This window comes from Alteromonas sp. I10, from assembly GCF_003201515.1.
Taxonomy (GTDB): Bacteria; Pseudomonadota; Gammaproteobacteria; order Enterobacterales; family Alteromonadaceae; genus Alteromonas; species Alteromonas macleodii.
In genome coordinates, this window is the sequence record NZ_QJJN01000011.1 from 69,442 (window position 1) to 89,374 (window position 19,933).

19 protein-coding genes are annotated in these 19,933 nt (G+C 46.0%); 14 read left to right on the forward strand and 5 right to left on the reverse strand.

Features of this window, described 5'->3' with window-relative positions; all coding sequences use genetic code 11:
- Positions 1 to 250: 250 nt before the first annotated feature.
- The 3 genes from dinB (at position 251) to BZA03_RS18160 (ending at position 2,744) form a co-directional block, all read left to right on the forward strand.
- Positions 251 to 1,324, forward strand: coding sequence for a DNA polymerase IV (gene dinB / locus BZA03_RS18150; protein WP_110289501.1), 1,074 nt, complete (start codon positions 251 to 253; stop codon positions 1,322 to 1,324).
- 217 nt (positions 1,325 to 1,541) lie between these two features.
- Positions 1,542 to 1,790: a DUF1653 domain-containing protein gene (locus tag BZA03_RS18155; protein WP_014950789.1), complete on the forward strand. Its 249-nt coding sequence runs from the start codon at positions 1,542 to 1,544 to the stop codon at positions 1,788 to 1,790.
- A 63-nt stretch (positions 1,791 to 1,853) separates the two neighbouring features.
- Positions 1,854 to 2,744, forward strand: coding sequence for an MBL fold metallo-hydrolase (locus BZA03_RS18160; protein WP_014950788.1), 891 nt, complete (start codon positions 1,854 to 1,856; stop codon positions 2,742 to 2,744).
- A gap of 178 nt (positions 2,745 to 2,922) precedes the next feature.
- Here the strand turns inward: BZA03_RS18160 and BZA03_RS18165 are convergent, their stop codons facing one another.
- Complete coding sequence (locus tag BZA03_RS18165) at positions 2,923 to 3,930, reverse strand: LacI family DNA-binding transcriptional regulator (protein ID WP_014950787.1); 1,008 nt, start codon at positions 3,928 to 3,930, stop codon at positions 2,923 to 2,925.
- A 68-nt stretch (positions 3,931 to 3,998) separates the two neighbouring features.
- Positions 3,999 to 4,517 carry a gluconokinase gene (locus BZA03_RS18170; protein ID WP_110289502.1) on the reverse strand — a complete coding sequence of 173 codons (519 nt, stop codon included), beginning with the start codon at positions 4,515 to 4,517 and terminating at the stop codon, positions 3,999 to 4,001.
- Positions 4,518 to 4,777: 260 nt separating this feature from the next.
- Here BZA03_RS18170 and BZA03_RS18175 point away from each other — a divergent pair, with 260 nt between their 5' ends.
- Entirely contained in the window at positions 4,778 to 6,118 is a 1,341-nt protein-coding gene (locus BZA03_RS18175; RefSeq protein WP_110289503.1) for a GntP family permease, read from the forward strand.
- 74 nt (positions 6,119 to 6,192) lie between these two features.
- Here the strand turns inward: BZA03_RS18175 and BZA03_RS18180 are convergent, their stop codons facing one another.
- Positions 6,193 to 6,432, reverse strand: a complete 240-nt coding sequence (locus BZA03_RS18180) for a VF530 family DNA-binding protein (protein WP_014950784.1) — start codon at positions 6,430 to 6,432, stop codon at positions 6,193 to 6,195.
- A gap of 69 nt (positions 6,433 to 6,501) precedes the next feature.
- A complete protein-coding gene (locus tag BZA03_RS18185) occupies positions 6,502 to 7,407 on the reverse strand; it encodes a sterol desaturase family protein (RefSeq protein ID WP_075177923.1) in 906 nt (301 codons plus the stop codon).
- A gap of 87 nt (positions 7,408 to 7,494) precedes the next feature.
- Between BZA03_RS18185 and BZA03_RS18190 the strand changes: the two genes are divergently transcribed.
- Positions 7,495 to 8,166 (forward strand): Crp/Fnr family transcriptional regulator, encoded by a 672-nt coding sequence (locus BZA03_RS18190; RefSeq protein ID WP_014977456.1) that lies wholly within the window; start codon positions 7,495 to 7,497, stop codon positions 8,164 to 8,166.
- Between the two features lie 87 nt (positions 8,167 to 8,253).
- On the opposite strand, the gene rutR is transcribed toward BZA03_RS18190, so the two are convergent.
- Complete coding sequence (gene rutR, locus BZA03_RS18195) at positions 8,254 to 8,928, reverse strand: HTH-type transcriptional regulator RutR (protein ID WP_014950781.1); 675 nt, start codon at positions 8,926 to 8,928, stop codon at positions 8,254 to 8,256.
- A 309-nt stretch (positions 8,929 to 9,237) separates the two neighbouring features.
- Between rutR and rutA the strand changes: the two genes are divergently transcribed.
- The 9 genes from rutA (at position 9,238) to BZA03_RS18240 (ending at position 19,809) form a co-directional block, all read left to right on the forward strand.
- Positions 9,238 to 10,326, forward strand: coding sequence for a pyrimidine utilization protein A (gene rutA, locus BZA03_RS18200; protein ID WP_110289504.1), 1,089 nt, complete (start codon positions 9,238 to 9,240; stop codon positions 10,324 to 10,326).
- Positions 10,326 to 11,060: a pyrimidine utilization protein B gene (gene rutB / locus BZA03_RS18205; protein WP_014977454.1), complete on the forward strand. Its 735-nt coding sequence runs from the start codon at positions 10,326 to 10,328 to the stop codon at positions 11,058 to 11,060. Before rutA ends, rutB begins: the two co-directional genes overlap by 1 nt.
- Positions 11,061 to 11,192: 132 nt before the next feature.
- Entirely contained in the window at positions 11,193 to 11,576 is a 384-nt protein-coding gene (rutC, locus tag BZA03_RS18210) for a pyrimidine utilization protein C (protein ID WP_014950778.1), read from the forward strand.
- Between the two features lie 58 nt (positions 11,577 to 11,634).
- Positions 11,635 to 12,471, forward strand: a complete 837-nt coding sequence (gene rutD, locus BZA03_RS18215; RefSeq protein ID WP_110289505.1) for a pyrimidine utilization protein D — start codon at positions 11,635 to 11,637, stop codon at positions 12,469 to 12,471.
- 177 nt (positions 12,472 to 12,648) lie between these two features.
- Positions 12,649 to 13,269, forward strand: coding sequence for a malonic semialdehyde reductase (locus BZA03_RS18220; protein ID WP_110289506.1), 621 nt, complete (start codon positions 12,649 to 12,651; stop codon positions 13,267 to 13,269).
- Between the two features lie 22 nt (positions 13,270 to 13,291).
- The gene (locus BZA03_RS18225) at positions 13,292 to 13,822 is read left to right on the forward strand and encodes a flavin reductase (RefSeq protein WP_110289507.1); all 531 of its coding nucleotides are present in this window, start codon (positions 13,292 to 13,294) and stop codon (positions 13,820 to 13,822) included.
- Positions 13,823 to 13,841: 19 nt separating this feature from the next.
- Entirely contained in the window at positions 13,842 to 15,332 is a 1,491-nt protein-coding gene (locus BZA03_RS18230) for a CoA-acylating methylmalonate-semialdehyde dehydrogenase (protein WP_101565932.1), read from the forward strand.
- A 311-nt stretch (positions 15,333 to 15,643) separates the two neighbouring features.
- The gene (locus BZA03_RS18235) at positions 15,644 to 17,962 is read left to right on the forward strand and encodes a TonB-dependent receptor (RefSeq protein ID WP_110289508.1); all 2,319 of its coding nucleotides are present in this window, start codon (positions 15,644 to 15,646) and stop codon (positions 17,960 to 17,962) included.
- Positions 17,963 to 18,306: 344 nt separating this feature from the next.
- Positions 18,307 to 19,809: an NCS1 family nucleobase:cation symporter-1 gene (locus tag BZA03_RS18240; RefSeq protein WP_110289509.1), complete on the forward strand. Its 1,503-nt coding sequence runs from the start codon at positions 18,307 to 18,309 to the stop codon at positions 19,807 to 19,809.
- Positions 19,810 to 19,933: the final 124 nt, after the last annotated feature.

Here is a 19,933-nt window from a genome sequence, read left to right on the forward strand (position 1 = left end):
TCTTCTAGGCGTTTATATGATTGAGCGGCGACACTTCCACATTGGAGTGTCGCCGTTTTTTATTGACTACTCTCGTTCTGTCAACCTCCCTTATAAAATGCATTCGTTTTAACGCCTGCCTTTAATAAGACACTAAGAACCAGTTAATCTTATCAATATTCCATAACGAGGTAGTGTAATTAAACGCTTTTAATAATATACTGTCTTTTTATACAGTTTTGCGTAAGCACGTAAAGAACAAAGGCAGGTAATGCGAAAAATTATCCACGTCGACATGGATTGTTTTTACGCCGCAGTTGAAATGCGCGACAACCCAGCCTTGCGCGATATTCCCATTGCGATAGGCGGCAGTGCCGACCGTCGAGGGGTTATTTCTACCTGTAACTATCCCGCCCGAAAATTTGGTGTGCGCTCAGCTATGGCTACAGCGTATGCTTTAAAGCTATGCCCAAACTTGACCCTCGTAAAAGGGCGCATGGATGTGTACGCTGCCGAGTCGCAAAAAATACGTAAGATATTTGCTGATTATACCGACCTCATTGAGCCTTTATCATTAGATGAAGCCTACCTAGACGTGACTAACAGTGAATTTTGCGGTGGCAGCGCCACGTTAATTGCTGAAGAAATACGTGAACGCATTAAAAATGAACTTGGGCTTACAGCTTCAGCAGGTGTTGCGCCTTGTAAGTTTGTGGCAAAAGTGGCGAGCGATGAAAATAAGCCCGATGGAATTTGTGTTATTACTCCTGATAAGCTCGATGAGTTTGTACGCGAAATGCCACTAAAGAAAATACCGGGCGTAGGCAAAGTCACCATGCAAAAGCTTCAGCGTATGGGGCTTAATACCTGCGACGATGTTCGCCAATACCCTTTTGAGCGCATTCAAAAAGAGCTGGGTAAATTTGGCAGTGTGCTGTGGGAGCGTGCTCACGGTATTGATGAACGTGAACTATCGGTATCTCGTGAACGCAAGTCTATTGGTGTGGAGCGTACGTTAAGCGAAGACATCCACACCTTCGAGCAGTGCATTGACTTCTTGCCACATTTATTTGAAAAGCTTCAAGAGCGAATGGAAAATCACAAGAAGCGAACGGGTAAGCCTGCACGTATTCGCACGCAGGGCGTTAAGCTTAAGTTTAACGACTTCCAACTAACTACGGTAGAGCACCGCTGTGCCACGCTTGATGAAGCGTATTTTCGCACGTTAATGCAGGAAGCCTTCGAACGAGCAACAGGGCGGGGTATTCGTCTTGTTGGCGTGCATATAGGTCTTGCTGCCGATCAATCAACACAGCAATTGGTGTTACCTTTTGAACCGATTTAGCCAATAAGCTCACTTGTTAAGTACTAACATGCAGTAGCCTCAATCTAACCACTTGTTATACTTAACGCACTGATACTATGCGATAGACTGACGGTTTTGTATTACCCGATTAAAGGCCAATCCCACAGAGTTTAGTTTCTAAGACCATTTAATCTTTGGCAAATGAAAGCGGTTGGCTAACCCTTACTATTTTTTTCCCACTTTAATGAAGGACGTTATGGACTCGAAAGAACTTAAAACCCCAGGTCGCTACAAGCATTACAAAGGTAATTTATACGATGTATACGAAGTGGCGACGCATTCAGAAGATGAAAGTAAGCTAGTGGTATACCGCCCATGCTACGGCGAAAAAGCGCTTTGGGTTCGTCCCCTAGATATGTTTGTTGAGTCGGTTGAAAAAGACGGAGAAACACTCCCCCGTTTTGCTTATGTTGGCAATATTCCCGATGATGAAAAAATGATCTAATTGTGAAATTAGGTCATAGTGTAAGAGGTCTTTAATAAACAGGCTTCTTACAAGGAAATAATAATGAAAACTGCACCTCGTTTTAGCGCACACATTTTGGCTGCGTTTATTGCTGCGAGCCCTTTGGTTTATTCAACGATTAATCCCGCAAATGCACAAGATAGATTTGCCGATGTCGAAGTTAAAGCGACAGCGATAAAAGGATCAGTGCACATGCTTACAGGTGCAGGTGGAAATATCGGTGTATCTGCTGGGGAAGACGGTGTTTTGATCATCGACGATCAATTTGCGCCGCTTGCAGAAAAGATAGCGGCCCAGCTTGGTGAGCTCGGGAGTGACAAGCCAAAGTATGTGATAAACACGCACTATCACGGCGATCACACAGGCTCTAATGCGTTTTTCCACAGCCATAAAGGCGCGACCATTCTGGCGCACGAAAATGTGCGTGTTCGCCTAGCTAACGATGAAAAGATAAAACCGGAAGCGCTGCCAACTATCACCTATGAAGACGGAATAAAAATTTACTTCAATGGTGAAACCCTTCACGTGATGCACTTAGCGGTAGGCCACACCGACGGCGATAGCGTAGTGTGGTTCGAGCAACCCAACGTTATGCACACCGGCGACTTGTTCTTTAATGGTCGCTTTCCCTACATCGACCAAGGTGCTGGCGGTAATGTGGAAGGCTATATGGACTCAGTAAAACAGCTGCTTGCTAAAATAGACGATGAAACCGTTATTATTCCTGGCCACGGCGACATCAGTAACAAGCAAGAATACAGCGCATTTTTAGCTATGATCTCTGAAACGTTCAGCTACGTTAAGGCACTTAAGCAAGACGGCAAAACCCTCGATGAAGTTAAAGCGATGGGCTTAGACGATAAGTGGGCCGACTGGAGCTGGAATTTCATCAATGAAGAGAAGTGGATAACTACACTCTATACTGACGCCTAAATAGTATTGGTTACACTTTAATATCGAGCGAGTGTGCAGGGGAGTTTTCTTTACGACCCTGCAATTTCGTTAAAATGGCACTATCACTGGGTTTTTGAGGACTAATTTCAAAGGCAATAGGTTAGGAAACGCAGGTTTGCGAGCACCAAGTCTAGGGGCGAAAGCTGCCAAACGTCTACTAAGCGGTTTCTCGTATTTTAAGCTCAAAGGGTAGAACTTGGCTCGCTTGTTCAACGTCTTCGCCCTCTATTAGCGATATCAATGATTCAGCTGCCATTTCTGCCATCTTACGGCGCGGGACTGATACGGTGGTTAGGGCAGGGTATATTGAGCGCGCAAAACTCAGGTCGTTGAAACCGCAGATATCGATATCCTTGCCAGGTTTGATACCTCGTCTATTACATTCCATCACCGCGCCAGCAGCAAGCTCGTCACTCACAAAAAATAGCGCATCAGTATCCGGCCATTTATGCAGTGTTTCTGAAAGAAGCTCAGCACCAGCTTGAAATGTGGCGTCGGCTCTAGAGGAAACATATCGCTCGGCGGACAACTCTGCATTGTCCAGTGCGGTTGCCCAGCCCTGCTTTCTCAATATTGCACGCCAATCTAAATACAATGAGCAAAAAGCAATGTTGCGGCGCCCTTTGTCGATAAGATGCTGGGTCATAGACTGGGCTGCTAATTCGTTATTTACCCCGTAGTTAATATCAAAAGGCTCGCTAGAAATATCCATTATTTCGGCCACAGGCGTCCCTGTGGCTAGCAGCATTTTTCTCGTTTCTTCAGTATGACGCGTGGAAGTAAGAATAAAGCCACTCACGTTCTGCTGGATATAAGACTCTACAGTACGCTCCTCGCCAAGCTCGGTATAGGTCGAGTCGCCAATCATCAACGCATAATTGGCTTTGTCGGCAACGGCCTTCACGCCTAACATCACATCGTTAAATACGTTGTTTCCAAAAGACGGAAGCAATAAAGCGATGGTTCTATTATTGTCTGAGCATAATGATTGGGCGGCGCGGTTCGGAATATAGTTTAGCTCTCGCGCTGCATTTTTGATCTTAAGGGCGAGTGATTTAGAAATGCCACTAGAATTATTAAGCGCACGAGATACGGTAGTTTTGTGAACGCCCAAATGATTGGCTACGTCTGATATTTTTGTGCGTGACTTTTTTACCTTACTCATTTTTCGATCTTTTTATGTGCTGCTAGGTCCGCTATTCCGCGCGGAAGTGAGTGTTAATGTCGTGATGTTTAATTCGATATCAAAGGGCGTATAAAGTCTTCCGCCTGCTGAGAAACACACTCAAAAGTTTGTGTAACATCAATAATGAATGCGTTGTCTTTAGAAGGCAGCTCTAAGGCTGCAAACTGGCTTTCGAGCATAGCATCACCGTTAAAAAAATGCTCCCGTTGTTTTAATCGCGCACTAAGCACAGACTGTGACGCATGAAGGTAAATAAAGTGGCAGTGAGACGCGATATCTTTGATTAGCACGTCTCGATAGGCTGAGCGCAGCGCTGAACAGCTTATAACCACGTTCCGGCCGGCGTGAATGTGTTGCTTGGCAATCATGTTTAACGTAATTAACCACTCCCATCTGTCTGCATCCTGCAGTGGTATACCTGAAGACATTTTCTCTACGTTTGCCTCGCTATGGTAACGATCTCCTTCTTCGAAAGGCATGTCAAAACGTTGGGCTAAATGCTGGCTCAATGTCGATTTTCCCGTTCCTGAAACTCCCGAAACGAAAAATACATGGCAATGGGTCATAAGCTTATCTCTCACATTAAAGTTCAGGAGTACATCAAAAGCGAGTTATTTGGTCTCTATTTTACTCATAAATATTAGTTTGGAAACCGGTTGCGTTCAAGGGGTGATTATAATAGTGTTACCAGATAGCTATCTTGTATTAATAAATATTTAACATTGGCTGGGTTTTTCAACTTAGCTTGTAAAGGTAGCGGGTGATTTCCGTATTATGGCTTCGTCAACATGAAGACAATGTCACTAACAGGTACCAGAGAGCACGTATGACCGATACTTTTTCCCTTCTTTTTGTCGCCATTTGTAGCATTGTGCTTCTCACATATTTAGTTGTAGTTAGAAAAGTTCATGCTTTTATCGCTATTCTTGTGGCAGCAGCGTTTGTTGGCCTGGGTACGGGAATGCAAGCGGCCGACGTACTGGCTTCCATGCAGTCAGGCATGGGCAACACGTTGGGATTTGTAGCGACCATTGTTGGCCTTGGTGCTATGTTCGGGCAATTCTTAGAAGAATCCGGCGGCATTGATAGGCTTTCGCAAACTATCAACAATAAATTTGGTAATAAGAATAGTCAGTGGGCGGTTGTGTTAACGGGGTTTCTTGTTGCTATACCTGTCTTCTTTGAAGTGGGGCTTATCATATTAATGCCTCTTATTTACTCGTTAGCAAAGAAATCAGGAAAGTCGCTTATTTATTACGGAATCCCGCTCACAGCAGGGCTCGCTGTCACTCACGCTTTTATTCCTCCAACACCAGGACCTGTAGCGGTAGCTTCAATTTTAGGGGCGGATATCGGCTTAGTCATTTTGTTCGGCTTTATCGTTGGTATTCCTTGCGCCTGTTTAGCCGGCCCAATTTACGCAACATTTTTAGCGAAACGCCTGCACGTACCTGTCCCAAACCATATCATTGAAGCTTCACATAAAAAGCCAAAGGAACTCCCCAGCTTTGGTTCAGTTGCGGCGCTACTGACATTTCCGCTAGTGGCTATTCTGGTGGGTACGTTGGCAAAGTTCACGCTTTCAGAAGGTGTCTTGAAGGAGGCGTTGCTATTTATTGGGCATCCCTTTATCGCCCTGACCATTGCAACCATTGCTTGTTTTAAAGTGCTAGGGAAGAAGCAAGGCTTATCAAGCGAACAAATTAGAAACATTGCATCAAGAGGGTTAGAGCCGGTTGCCTTAGTCATACTGGTGACAGGCGCGGGTGGCATGTTTAAACAAGTGCTCATCGATTCTGGGGCGGGGCAGGCTTTTGCTGATGTTGTCGCATTATCGCCGCTCCCACCATTGGCAGCCGGGTTTCTTATCGCAATTTCAGTCAGAATTATTCAGGGCTCGGCTACGGTGGCCATGTTAACGGCTGCTGGTTTAATGGGCCCTGTAGTGCAGGAACTGGCGTTTTCACCATCAGTACTCGCCCTGATGACAATTGCAATAGCGGCAGGCGCTACGGCCATGTCTCACGTGAACGATACGGGGTTTTGGATCGTAAACCGTTATTTTGATATTTCTGTGAAAGACACGTTTGTGTCTTGGACGTGTATGGCAACCCTAATAGGTTTTATTGGGCTTTTTCTCGTACTAATGCTTGGTTTATTTGTCTAATGTCCCAAGCGGCTCAGACCCACTTGAATCGTTTTTGTGGAAACCGGTTTCAAGCTTTTGCAGCTCAAATGGCTTTAAGATTCACCATTTGAGGCATTATTACTAAACGTCTGTATATAAAGCTGCTCTACTTTATCTCGCGCCCATTGGGTTTTTCTAAGAAACTTAAGTGACGATTTAATCGAAGGATCGTTATTAAAGCAGTTCACTTTGATGCGGTAATACAATCCATCCCATCCGTAACGCTCGTGAAGTTGTGTGACGATTTTCTCTAGCGTTAAGCCATGTAAGGGGTTATTAGGTTGTTGATTCATAAAGTGCCGCTGCTTGTTCTAAATTAAGACCCTATTCTAGCACGAACCCACTTGCTGCGTATCAATGCGCTAGGCTTTACTTTCAATTGTTTCACCCGTAGGTATTTGTTTTGTGTTCGGTATCAAAGATTGGCTAGCATCGTTCACTTTCGTCGATGGACTTTGCACTGCTTTAGGCTTTCGCGGCGTTTTATAAAGCGGCCAAATAAGCTGTTCTTTCCAGTTGGCGTAAAACATACCCTCAATACCGTATTGTGCAGGATATTGCCTGGTGATCTTAGCGGTTCCAAATAGTACATCCCAGAAGAACAACAGGTTTCCATAGTTACCTTTGTAGTTGGTCACGCCATCATCGGCTTTTAACCCATGATGCGCACTATGTGTAGAAGGCGTTGATATCGTGCGTTCAATTACCCAGGCCACAGGATGTAACCACCGAATACTGTACAGTGTTTTGTCCCATTTCCACTCCGCGTGGGCGCCGGTGATAACGGTAAGTTTAACCACCAAGTAAAAGGCATAGGTCCAACCCAAACCCAGGTAAATTAGTGCACCGGAAAACCATAGCGAAGGCATAAACAGGTAATAGAAAAAGTTATTTCTGTAAATAATGCGAACGCTCATGTACTTAGCGTTATGGTGGGCTCTATGTAAGTTGTAAAGAAATCGGGTGGAATGTGAGAGCCTATGCCACCAATATTGCATCATGTCATCGAAAATCAAAAGTAGCGCTATGTGCAAGAGAATAGGGGAATCTACAAGTATTCCCTGATATTGGGGAAATGCTAGTGCCATCATTGTTGCAGAACAAAATAGAACCAGTGGCTGGGTTACAATAAATAAGAGTAACGTACCTATCAGCTCTACTTTTCCATCATCGCTTACTTCTGTCGCTTTTTTAAATAGCTTACCATTCTTCGCTTCCAGCAAAGCAAACATGATAAAAACCGCTAAAATTGCCCATTGATAACCCATTGTAATGACTCCTACCAAGAGATTGTTGAGAGTGAATTTACATTGCGTTAACATGTAAGAATATATACTTGTATAGATTTGAATGTCATGTCTTACATTCACGGCAAGCAGCAAACCATTATGCCTGACGACTACGTCGAGCTTTGTTTGCCTTTTGGAACGCTAAGAACCTATGCGGCTACCTCGACAATTCACGATAGGGGAAGTAAAAACAAAGGGCTGTCTGTTGTGGTATCAGGAGAAGTAAAGATTGGTAATTATGGCCTGGACGGCAGTTATCAAATTACTACTGTATTGCAACGAGGAGATACGTTTGGCGAGTTCACATTGTATGCATCACTTGCAAGAACGCATCACGCTGAAGCGCTAACGGAATGTAAGGTATTACAAATACCTGAACCTGCTTTTCGTTCTCTGACAAGCCAACATCCAGCGATTGCTGAATTCATCACCCGGTCACTGGCAATAAAGCTTCACTCGGCGCTGGAAAGGTTGGATGATATTCGACGCTTACCCACTCACGTCCAGTTAGCTAAGCTAATTTATCAATCGTATCTTACCTCTAAGCACGTCTTTATACCGTTAAGGCAAAGCGATTATGCTGAAAGATTGGGCGTTACCGTACTTACCGCACATAAATCATTAACGAAGCTGTATGATTTAAAGTTGATTGAAAAGCGCTACGGGGGCGTGGCAATTACCCAGGTCGAGCGACTGGAAGGTTTTTTGAAAGAAAGTTCGTCACTATTACCATTGTAAGAGTGGTTAATGTCCTCCACATGCGAGAGCGCCAAAAGACCCTCCCTCAAATTTATTCCACGCCCATGGCAACTCATGCATCAAGTATTACGCTGGCTTTAGCCCGCCTAAAATAATGTGCTGAATGTTGCTTAGCGTGCTCTCGAAGAAAGCGGGATCGCTTAAATCTTTACCGGTTACGGCTTTGATCTGCACGCTGAAATCGGCGTAATGCTGAGTAATGGCCCAAATGCTGAATATCAAGTGTATAGGATCAACAGGCTTTAGCTTACCCGCTTCAATCCATTCGATAATGACGGCGCTTTTCGCGTCCAGCAGTGTTTTGAGCGGCGTTTCTAACTCCTTTATTAAAAGAGGGGCACCTTGTACCACTTCCATACAAAAAAGCTTAGATTCAGCTGGATTGTCCCTCGACATTTCAAGTTTTACTTTAATGTAGTCGCTCAGGGTTTCTATAGGGTCTTGTTCTGCTGAAAAGCTCTGAAGGGGCGTTAACCACACATCTAAAAGGTGGGTAATAACCGATAAGTACAAACCCTCTTTACTTTTAAAGTAATACAGTAAATTACTTTTTGAGACATTCGCTAGTTCCGATACTTGCTCTACAGTGGTGCCACTCACGCCGTTCTTTGAGAACAAGGAAAGGGCAGCATCCATAATGCGAGTACGCTTTTCTAATAACGCTTTTTCTCTTCGCTTTTGCGTGGTCGGGCTAAATGCTCTCGCTGATTTCGTAATTGTTTGACCTTCAGATTTACTCACTACTTGTCTCTTCTTTACCGGAATTTCCGTGATCAGGCGCTTAGTTTACGTGGAGTTCTCGTCGCTATAAACCCATTTGCACAAATATGCACCAATTAAGTTCAATTGCACTGGACTTGGTGTTCCAAATTGAACCAATAAGTCCAATTTGGGTTACTGAATTTTGTAAGTTGCTGAAATTTATATATTAAATAAATTGGCCTGCTTTATGCTGCTCACTATGTATACCGCCACTTCAATGTTTTGAATTCGGCAACCTTAAAAAAAGCGGGGTAAACCGCTTAAAACGCATACAAGCAGAGGTACAACATGGATATAGGTGTATTTATTCCGATTGGGAACAACGGCTGGCTAATTTCGAAAAATTCGCCTCAGTTCAAACCTTCCTTCGATCTCAACAAAGAGATTGTAATGAAGGCTGAAAAGTACGATATGGATTTTGCGCTCTCTATGATCAAGCTACGAGGGTTTGGCGGTGAAACCGAATTTTGGGACTACAACTTAGAGTCGTTTACGTTAATGGCAGGCCTTGCTGCTGTTACCTCAAAAATTCAACTATATGCCACGGCTGCCACACTAGTCTTGCCGCCTGCAATCATGGCGCGCATGGCCAGTACCATCGATTCTATCTCTAACGGACGTTTTGGCGTAAACCTAGTCACTGGCTGGCAACGCCCTGAATACTCGCAAATGGGTATGTGGCCGGGCGATGAATTTTTCGGTAACCGCTATGAGTATTTGGATGAATACATTCAGGTAGTCAAAGAATTATGGGAAACCGGAAAAAGCGATTTTAAAGGCGAGCATTTCCACATGGATGATTGCCGAATGTTGCCCAAGCCACAGCGAAAAATTCCACTTATCTGTGCCGGTCAAAGCGCAGCAGGCATGGATTTCTCGGCGCGTCATGCCGACTATAATTTCTGCTTTGGTAAAGGCGTAAATACACCTACCGCTTTTGCACCAACCGCAGCGCGCTTAACTGAAGCGGCTGAAAAACACGGTCGCAGCGTAGGTTCAGCGGTACTTATCATGGTTATTGCCGATGAGACGGATGAAGCCGCCATGGCGAAATGGGAAAGCTATAAAGACGGCAAAGATCAGTCAGCGTTGGACTGGATGGCAACGCAAGGAGCTGCTGATAAGAAATCGGGTAAAGACACGAATATCCGCGATATGACCAACCCAACCTCAGCAGTAAACCTGAACATGGGGACGCTGGTGGGTTCCTATGAGTCGGTGGCCTCTATGCTTGATGAAATAGCCACAGTGCCGGGCTGTGAAGGTGTATTGCTGACCTTCGATGACTTCCTTAAAGGCATGGATGATTTCGGCACTAAAATTCAGCCGCTAATGAAATCCCGTCAGCATTTGCTTAGCACATCGGGAGCCGCCTAATGTCAGCAGGTGAAATATTTGAGGTCTCAGGGTGCTTTCAAGCGCGCCAGACGGGGCAGCCCGTACTGCCAGCTAAGCCTGAACCGTTGACGTTAAACCCTGCGGAAACTGCCGTTATTGTGGTGGATTTGCAAAACGCTTATGCCAGTAAAAACGGCTACTTAGACAAAGCGGGTTTTGATGTGTCCACTACGGCGCCAGTCATTCAAAATACCATTAAAGTGCTTGAAACAGCGCGGGCTGCAGGCATGCCTGTGGTGTTCTTACAAAATGGATGGGATGCCGACTACAAGGAGGCCGGCGGCCCCGGTTCGCCGAACTGGTATAAGTCTAATGCCCTTAAAACCATGCGCAAACAACCAGAGCTTAAGGGAAGTTTGCTGGCCAAGGGTACTTGGGATTACGCGCTTGTAGATGCGCTAAAGCCTCAAGATGGCGACATCATTATTCCTAAAACCCGTTACAGCGGTTTTTACAATACTAATTTAGACAGCATGCTGCGCGCACGCGGTATTCGCAACTTAGTGTTTACAGGCATTGCAACCAATGTCTGTGTGGAATCTACGTTGCGCGATGGCTTCCACCTAGAATATTTTGGTGTGGTGCTGGCCGATGCGGCATATCAAGCTGGCCCGCCAGACATTCACGAGGCCTCACTTTTCAACATTCAGACGTTTTTCGGGTGGGTGTCTACCACCGCGCAGTTCTGTGAAGTATTTGAAGGGACGAGTTAGGTGCTTTCTTCTTAGCATCTACTAGCCACGCAGACAGAAACAACACGATAAATCAGTTAGCACGACTTGAAGTAAATCATTTATAGGCGCTAGGCAGCAATGCATAGAAAGCGCAACGAAAAGGATAAGAACATGCCAAAGAAAGCCATTATTCCAGCAGGTACATCAACGCCAATAGCTCCTTTTGTTCCAGGCTCTATGGCTGACAATATTTTATATGTGTCAGGTACCTTACCGTTTGACGAAAACAACGACGTAGTCCACGTCGGCGACGCCGAAGCACAAACGCGCCACGTTCTAGAAACCATTAAAAGTGTTATCGAAGAAGCGGGCGGCACTATGGATGACGTCACCTTCAACTCAATTTTCATTACCGATTGGGATGACTACGCCGCGGTAAACAAGGTATACGCCGAGTACTTTCCAGGTGAAAAGCCAGCGCGCTACTGCATTAAAGTTGGGCTGGTAAAGCCTGAAGCCTTAATTGAAATTGCGTCTGTAGCACACATTGGGTAGGCGATTATGTTTGGACTTCCCGCGAACTGCGCCCACTGGTTTTATATAGGTGAGCTTTATGCATTCTGAAGTGCAGGCAAGCTACGACCACATGAACGGCGAAATGCGTAACAAGTTACATTACGAAATACACGGTCTGACGTCGCCCGACGCACCTACGATTGTGTTTAGCTCAGGGCTGGGCGGGGCAGCTAAATTTTGGCAGCCGCAACTGGGAGACTTTGCCCAAGACTACAGAGTGATCACTTACGATCACTATGGCACCAACAAAAGTGTGGGTGACTTGCCAGCGAATTACAGCATTTCAAATATGGCGGATGAACTCGCTGCACTTCTTAGAAAACTTGAAGTGCAAGCGTGCCATTTCGTCGGTCACGCGCTGGGTGGTTTGGTGGGGCTTGAGCTTGCTTTGTCTAAACCTAAGCTTTTACAAAGTTTAGTGCTGGTAAACGCATGGAGCAATGCAAATCCGCACACTTTGCGCTGCTTTAACATACGCAAAGCGTTATTGGCGGCAGGCAGAAAGGACATGTATCTGCAACTTCAGGCGCTGCTGCTGTTTCCGCCTGATTGGATAGCCGCAAATGCTGCCCACTTGGAAGAGGAAGAGGCGCACTTACTCAACCATTTCCCTAGCGAGGAAAACCTGCTCGCCCGCATTGGTGCCCTTAGTACGTTCAATATTGATGAGAGTTTGCACGCCATCACCACACCAACGTTAGCGCTTGCCAACAAAGACGACACCTTGGTGCCGTGGCAGCGTTCACAGATGTTGGCTGAAGCTATGCCCAAGGCCGAATTGTCGGTCATGGAATACGGCGGGCATGCATCAAGTATTACAAACCCAATTGCGTTTAATGAACTGCTGCGCAGCTATTTAAGGCAAGTGACCTAACGTGAACATGACACTGCAGCGGGCTTTGGGGTGTTTTTCAGCTAAAAAGGCGAAAACTTTCTAAGCAAGCTGCAAGTACAGCGTCAACGCTAAAGCAGCTAAAAAATGGGCTAAGCGCAAAAACCGAGAACATAGTGCAGTGTTTAAAAGATTTGATAAAACTGGAATGAATTTAAAATGACTGATACACAAAATACAGAGTTTAAAACAACTAGCCCGCTTGACGAGGCTGGACTAGCCCAACTCTTTACCGATGCGCATACCCACACCAAATGGCACAACAAACCTATTTCAGAAGCCGTGTTGAAACAGCTGTACGATTTAGTAAAAGTAGGTTCAACATCGGCAAATTGCAGCCCAGCGCGATTTGTTTTCATTACCTCAGATGAAGGGAGAGAAAAGCTCAAACCTTGCCTTTCAAGCGGTAATGTTGAGCAAACCATGACCGCACCCTGTACGGTTATAGTGGCCTACGACGAAGAGTTCTACGAAGAGCTTCCTACGTTATTCCCTTATGCAGATGCGAAAAGCTGGTTTACTTCAAGTCCAGAAGCGGCCTATGAGACCGCCATGCGCAATAGCTCTATGCAAGGGGCTTACTTAATAAGCGCCGTTCGCGCCCTAGGCCTTGACGCTGGCGCCATGTCTGGTTTCAACCCCACATTACTTAACGAAACTTTCTTTTCAGATAGCACGTGGAAGGTGAATTTCTTACTGAACATTGGCTACGGCGATAAAGAGAAAGTACATAAACGCTTACCTCGCTTAAGTTTCGAGCAAGCCTGCCACATCGTGTAACGCCAACTTAAAGGATATTTGTATGACTATTACAGCAATAAAAAACGCAGTAACAGAAGTGCTACCCCCGGTAACTCCCGAAGCTTATCGAGAAGGTATGTCGAGTTTAGCGGCAGCGGTAAACGTCGTTACAACCACTGGCCCAGAAGGACATGCAGGCTTTACGGCGACCGCCGTATGTAGCGTAAGCGATAACCCTGCAACGCTGCTGGTTTGTTTAAATCGCGGTGCGTCTGTACATCAAGTTTTTAAAAACAGCACGCATTTGGTTATCAACACCCTTACTTCACAGCATCAGTTAATTTCCAACACATTCGGTGGTAAAGCGCCCATGAACGAACGCTTTGAAATTGGTGATTGGGTTGAATCTACTACCGGCAGCCCAAGGCTTGCCGATGCTGCAGTAAGCTTCGATTGTATTATTACAGACGTGAAAAGTGTGGCCACTCACGACGTTATTTTTTGCCAGGTGGTGGATATCAAGCAAGACCCTGAAGCCGACGCCCTTTTATATTATCAGCGCGGCTATCACAGCGCATGTAAAGACGCATAACTAGAGGATTAGACAAATAATGAAAGTAGTAGGCCACTTTATTAATGGTGAAACCTGTACGCCTAAAGGGCGTATGCAAGATGTTTATAACCCAGCGACGGGCGAGGCAGAAAAACTGGTTTTACTGGCGTCAAAAGCGACGGTAAACGACGCTATCGTCAGCGCGCAAAATGCGTTTGTTGAGTGGCGTAATACGCCAGTAAGTAAGCGCGCTCGCGTTATGTTCAAATTTAAAAGCTTACTTGAAGAGCATGCCGATGAAATTATTGCGTTAATTGGTGCGGAGCACGGCAAGATAAGCCACGACGCGGCAGGCGAATTACAGCGCGGTATCGAAAATGTTGAGTTTGCCTGTGGTGCACCCCAGTTGTTAAAGGGCGAGCACAGTAAAAATGTTGGGCCAAGCATAGACTCTTGGAGCGAGTTTCAGCCTCTTGGCGTGGTGGCGGGAATTACACCGTTTAACTTTCCGGCCATGGTGCCCCTTTGGATGTTTCCGCTTGCCATTGTATGCGGCAACACCTTTGTTTTAAAACCCTCTGAGCGCGATCCAAGCTGCGCTATTTTCCTAGCCAAGCTACTCAAAGAAGCAGGGCTACCCGACGGCGTTTTTAACGTTATAAATGGCGACAAAGAAGCGGTTGATCAAATACTAGATGACGAGCGCATTAAAGCAGTGAGTTTTGTGGGTTCAACGCCCATCGCCGAATACATCTATTCGAAAGCCAATGCTAATGGCAAGCGCTGCCAAGCATTAGGTGGCGCTAAAAACCACGCTATTGTGATGCCCGATGCCGACATCGACAACGCAGTGAATCAGCTTTTAGGTGCTGCTTTTGGCTCGTCAGGCGAGCGCTGCATGGCGTTATCAGTTGTGGTTGCCGTAGGCGACAAAGTGGCAGATGAAATTGTAGATAAAATGCAATCAGCCATGAAAAGCTTAAAAGTAGGAGCTTTTGACGATGCGACTAACGATTTCGGCCCACTGATTACACTTCAGCACAAAGAGAAAGTAGAAGGCTACATAACCAGCGCGGCTGAGCAAGGGGCTGATGTGGTCGTTGATGGCAGAGACCCTAGCGTAAAAGGCTACGAAACGGGGTTCTTCTTAGGTGCAACGCTTATCGACAAGGTTACGCCGGAAATGGCCAGCTACAAAGCTGAGATTTTTGGCCCTGTACTACAAGTTATGCGCGTTAAAAGCATGGAACAAGCTATGCAGCTCATTGACAGCCATGAATACGGCAATGGTACGTGTATTTTCACCCGAGATGGCGAGGCTGCTCGCTACTTCTCAGACAATATCCAAGTAGGCATGGTAGGCATAAACGTACCGCTGCCAGTGCCTGTGTCTTATCACAGCTTTGGTGGTTGGAAGCGCTCACTCTTTGGTGACCTTCACGCATACGGCCCGGATGGCGTACGCTTTTACACCAAACGCAAAACCATTACTCAACGTTGGCCTTCAAGCGGCATTCGAGAAGGAGTGAGCTTTTCATTTCCAAGTTAATGTCATGGCGTACTGACCTTGACTAACCATAAATGACCATAAGAACTTTGCCCACGCACGGTAACTATTAAGCCTGTATGGCAAATAGTTGCTCGCAGCAGGTAAAAGAACAGAGATTTAGGCTCAGCCATGAGCCATCAATAATAACAATTTAAAACCGCAAGCCTTTGGCAGTTCCTCTCCAGTCCTGCCTTAGGTTTGCACCCCAGTGGCAATCGATATGCAGTTCACGTCGACCGTTACTCTTATAAAAATATCGGGACAACACCGCCGCAAGGCTTGTTAAAAAGAACTATAAACGAGAGTAAAACATGCATACGTTAAACACACACAAGCGTCTGCTGGCGTTAACCGTAGCTATAGCGTTAAGTACGCCAGCGGCCTTTGCTGCAGAGAATGTTTGGGAAAGTATTGAAGTTACCGCGCAAAAGCGCAACGAGAATATAAGCGATGTAGGGATCGCTATTACTGCGTTTTCTGGTGAACAATTAGAGGCACTTGGCCTTGAAAGCAGTACTGAGCTTATCGCGTTTACCCCTGGCGTATCGTTGGCCGGTGATATCGGTGGTCAGCGTGCTATTTTCAATATTCGAGGCGTGGTGCAAAACGACTACGCTGACTTGGCGGAAGCGCCAGTGGCGGTCTACGTCGACGGCGGATATTTAGCCAGTACCCAAGCACAAACCTTTGGTTTATTCGATGTAGCTCGCATCGAAATTCTCAAAGGCCCACAGGGAACACTATTCGGAAGAAATGCCACGGGCGGGCTGGTTAATACGGTTACCGCTAAGCCCACTGCAGATACAGAAGGCTACGCGGAATTTACTGCCGCACGTTTCGAGCAATACCGCTTTGAAGGAGCGATATCAGGCGAACTAGCAGACGGCATTTATGGTCGCTTTTCTGGGTTTACCAACCAGCAAGGTGAGATACTAGAGAATATTTATGAAGACGGTGCCGCGCCCGATACCCGTTTAGGCTCTGTGGGAGGCGGTGAAGATGGGTACAACGATGATACTAAAGCGTTTCGTGCTCAGTTGCTGTTTGACATTGGCGAAGAAGGCTCGCTGCTACTAAGCGGTAACTGGTCAGATACAACCAAAAGTGAAGGCCCGTATCAGGTGGTGAACACCACCGAGATAAAAGATGCCGACGGCAATGTGATTGACGTTATTTATGCTGCTGACGACCCGCTTGGCTGCGACACTATTCAGGCAGGCGTGTGCGTAGACGGCAACTTCAATGGCGATCCTTTCCGTCCCGTTCAAGGCGGCGATTTCAATGGTAACTTCGACCCTGATGGATCGGGCAATAAAGTAAATAAAGACTTTGCCTTTGACGATCAAAACAAAATCAAATCGAAAGGCCTCGCGGCAACATTAGACTATGCATTTGAAAGCTTCGATTTCTTCGCCATGTCTGATTACAAAGAGTTTAAACGTACCGTTGGCCTCGACTCCGACCAAACCGCGTCACCCGAACTTATTTTTCAATCTAACAGCACCATAGAGCAGTTTAGCCAAGAATTTCGATTCTCAGGTGAATCCGCAGACTTAAAGTGGGTTGGGGGGCTTTATTACCTTTCTATCGATACGGACTATAGCCAAGGCTTGGCGGGTTCACCCACCACCTTTTTCTTAGGTGGTGAAGAAAATAACACCCTGGTGTCTCTTGAAACCGAGTCTTATTCTGTATTTGGGCAAATAGACTATAGCCTGAGTGACAACCTTGTTCTGGTTGGGGGGTTACGTTACACCCGTGAAGACAAAGACTTTGTGGGTAATGTGTATCAGAACGAGAATACTAACGACCGTGTTATCGAAATTGATACCACTACGACGTCTTTAGAAACTTTGGTTGATTCTAACGATCAAAACCTGTGGTCGGCCAAGCTACAGCTGGAATACAGTGTGGGTAATAGCTTGTACTATGCAGGCATCAATCGGGGCGTAAAAGCGGGGAGTTTCAATGCCCCGCTTCAAGGAGGTTTCAGCTTATACGAACCTGAAGAACTTACTGCGTATGAAGCGGGTTTAAAGCACAGTTTTATGCAGGGAAGCGGCGTTTTTAATGCCAATGTTTTTTATTATGACTACAGCGATTACCAGTCGTTTTCGTGGGTGAATAATGCGGGGGTGGTGTCAAACGAAGAAGCCTCATTTAGCGGCGTTGAATTAGAAGTGTTCTTAACCCCGACAGACAGCTTAGATGTTATGGTTAACTTTTCATATACCGATGCAGTGGTTGAAGACTTAGAAGTGGCCTCGGGGTACTTTGCTGATACAACACCGCCATTTACCCCAGAGTATCAAGCGTCTGCCATGCTTCGCTATAACTGGGACGCCTTCGACGGCAATATGGCAGCCCAACTGTCAGCCAATTATCAGTCGGAAACCTTTCACAATGCGCGGAATTTTACCGCTCATGAAATTGATAGCTATGCCACGGCTGATACTCGTTTAACCTGGGTAGACGCTGAGGACAAATGGCTAATAGCGGCTTATGTAGATAACCTGTTTGACTCAGACCATGAACTTATTGGCTTTGACGTAACTGGTTTTTATGGAACCAGCCAGATTTCCTATGCGAAGCCTAGGACGTATGGCGTAACGGTAAGACGTAATTTCTAATTAGCGTAGTTGCGCTTTGTTTAACAAAATAAAGCGTATCACCTACTTCTAAAAAGAAACGTGCGTCGCTAACCTAAATACCGACGTAGCAAAACGGTATTTAGGTTTTGCGTTAACAAAGCGCGCGAAGCGGCAGTATTTTTGCTTTTCTTTTTTGCCAAGGCCTTTTGACCTTTGTTGTACACCAAAGATCAGCAGGCCCAATAAAGGTTAGCAGCGAGCCTCTAATCTAATCGTTACGCCGTTGAGAGTGCTGATGCATTTTTTAACCTACCGCTTTGCCGAGCATGACGCTGTGTAAAAAGAAGCAACAAGTAATAGCAAACCCAATAAGGAAATAGATCGTGGATAACACCAACAATCAGACCATGACAAAACCTTCCCATTACGATGTCGATTTATGGAATGAAGATTTAGCGCCAACCAACGCGGAAACCAGAACCTGGGTGTGGAAAGACTATGCGGCATTATGGGTTGCGATGGTGGTTTGTGTACCTACTTACCTCTTATCTGCGGGCCTGGTATCAGAAGGCATGAATTGGTATCAAGCGGTTATCACCGTACTGTTGGGCAACATCATCGTGCTTGTACCTATGATGCTAATTGGTCATGCAGGTGCAAAATACGGCTTACCTTTTCCCGTATTATTACGTAGCGCATTTGGCACCAAAGGCGCGAAAATTCCTGCTTTGGCCCGTGGGCTTGTTGCATGTGGTTGGTTTGGAATTAACACATGGGTAGGCGGCAGTGCCATTTACGTTATTTTAAATAGCGTGAGCGGCGACGCTTTTGTGGGGCAGGCACTACCATTTTTAGGTATCGATATCACACAAACTCTGTGCTTCTTCGCTTTCTGGGCGATGCACTTGGTTTTTATAAAACACGGCACCGAATCTATTCGTTGGCTTGAAACTTTTGCTGCACCATTTTTGATCTTAATGGGCTTAGCGCTTCTTGGTTGGGCATACGTTAATGCTGGTGGGTTTGGCGAAATGTTGTCAACGCCGTCTCAGTTTGTTGAAGGTGGAGCCAAAGAAGGGCAGTTTTGGACAGCCTTCTTCGCGGGCTTAACCTCTATGGTGGGCTTCTGGGCAACCATGGCGTTGAACATTCCCGATTTCACGCGTTTTGCAAAATCACAAAAAGACCAAATGTTAGGCCAAGCTATCGGCTTGCCATTACCCATGGCGCTATTTGCCTTTATCGGTGTAGCGGTAACGTCAGCAACGGTCACCATTTATGGTGAGGCCATATGGGACCCTGTTGCACTAGCCGGTCGAATGGGCGGCATGGGTGTTGTGTTGGCACTTGCTGCATTAGCACTCGCAACGTTAACCACAAATCTAGCCGCTAACATGGTAGCCCCAGCTTATGGCTTTTCGAATATGGCGCCTTCGAAAATAAGCTTCAAAATGGGCGGCTATATAACCGCTGGTATCGGCGTCGCTATTTTCCCCTGGAAGCTGCTTGAAACCGCGGGTGGCTATTTATTTACGTGGCTTACGGGATATTCTGCGCTGCTTGGCCCTATCGCGGGTATTCTAATTGCCGACTATTTTATCTTAAGAAAATCGACCTTAAACATAGATGCGCTATTTCAACACGCTGGCGAATATGGCGCGAACAACGGTTGGAACATGGCGGGTGTGACTGCGCTTGTTATAGGCATTTTACCCAATATCCCAGGTTTTCTTCATGCCGCAGGCTTCGTAGAAAATGTGCCAGCTATTTTCGATACGCTTTACGCCTACGCATGGTTTGTAGGGTTAATCATCGCCAGCATGGTTTACCTGCTGCTCTCCAACAGAGCACCCGTCACCATGCGGGCAAAAAGCGCCACCCAATAATGGGGTCAGAGTACATTTCTGAGTAGCAAAAAATGGGGTCAGAGTACTTTTTTGAGTAGTAAACTAATGGGGTCAGAGTACTTTTCTACGAAATGTACTCTGACCCCCAAATATACTTCGACAG

Excerpts from the sequence above, each read along its gene's own strand:
- BZA03_RS18235 (WP_110289508.1), top strand. The coding sequence starts at position 15,644 with ATGCATACGTTAAACACACACAAGCGTCTGCTGGCGTTAACCGTAGCT.
- BZA03_RS18220 (WP_110289506.1), top strand. The coding sequence starts at position 12,649 with ATGACTGATACACAAAATACAGAGTTTAAAACAACTAGCCCGCTTGAC.
- BZA03_RS18155 (WP_014950789.1), top strand. The coding sequence starts at position 1,542 with ATGGACTCGAAAGAACTTAAAACCCCAGGTCGCTACAAGCATTACAAA.
- dinB (WP_110289501.1), top strand. The coding sequence starts at position 251 with ATGCGAAAAATTATCCACGTCGACATGGATTGTTTTTACGCCGCAGTT.
- BZA03_RS18175 (WP_110289503.1), top strand. The coding sequence starts at position 4,778 with ATGACCGATACTTTTTCCCTTCTTTTTGTCGCCATTTGTAGCATTGTG.
- BZA03_RS18185 (WP_075177923.1), bottom strand. The coding sequence starts at position 7,407 with ATGGGTTATCAATGGGCAATTTTAGCGGTTTTTATCATGTTTGCTTTG.
- BZA03_RS18160 (WP_014950788.1), top strand. The coding sequence starts at position 1,854 with ATGAAAACTGCACCTCGTTTTAGCGCACACATTTTGGCTGCGTTTATT.
- BZA03_RS18230 (WP_101565932.1), top strand. The coding sequence starts at position 13,842 with ATGAAAGTAGTAGGCCACTTTATTAATGGTGAAACCTGTACGCCTAAA.
- rutB (WP_014977454.1), top strand. The coding sequence starts at position 10,326 with ATGTCAGCAGGTGAAATATTTGAGGTCTCAGGGTGCTTTCAAGCGCGC.
- rutD (WP_110289505.1), top strand. The coding sequence starts at position 11,635 with ATGCATTCTGAAGTGCAGGCAAGCTACGACCACATGAACGGCGAAATG.
- rutA (WP_110289504.1), top strand. The coding sequence starts at position 9,238 with ATGGATATAGGTGTATTTATTCCGATTGGGAACAACGGCTGGCTAATT.
- BZA03_RS18165 (WP_014950787.1), bottom strand. The coding sequence starts at position 3,930 with ATGAGTAAGGTAAAAAAGTCACGCACAAAAATATCAGACGTAGCCAAT.
- rutC (WP_014950778.1), top strand. The coding sequence starts at position 11,193 with ATGCCAAAGAAAGCCATTATTCCAGCAGGTACATCAACGCCAATAGCT.
- BZA03_RS18170 (WP_110289502.1), bottom strand. The coding sequence starts at position 4,517 with ATGACCCATTGCCATGTATTTTTCGTTTCGGGAGTTTCAGGAACGGGA.
- BZA03_RS18190 (WP_014977456.1), top strand. The coding sequence starts at position 7,495 with ATGTCTTACATTCACGGCAAGCAGCAAACCATTATGCCTGACGACTAC.
- BZA03_RS18180 (WP_014950784.1), bottom strand. The coding sequence starts at position 6,432 with ATGAATCAACAACCTAATAACCCCTTACATGGCTTAACGCTAGAGAAA.
- BZA03_RS18225 (WP_110289507.1), top strand. The coding sequence starts at position 13,292 with ATGACTATTACAGCAATAAAAAACGCAGTAACAGAAGTGCTACCCCCG.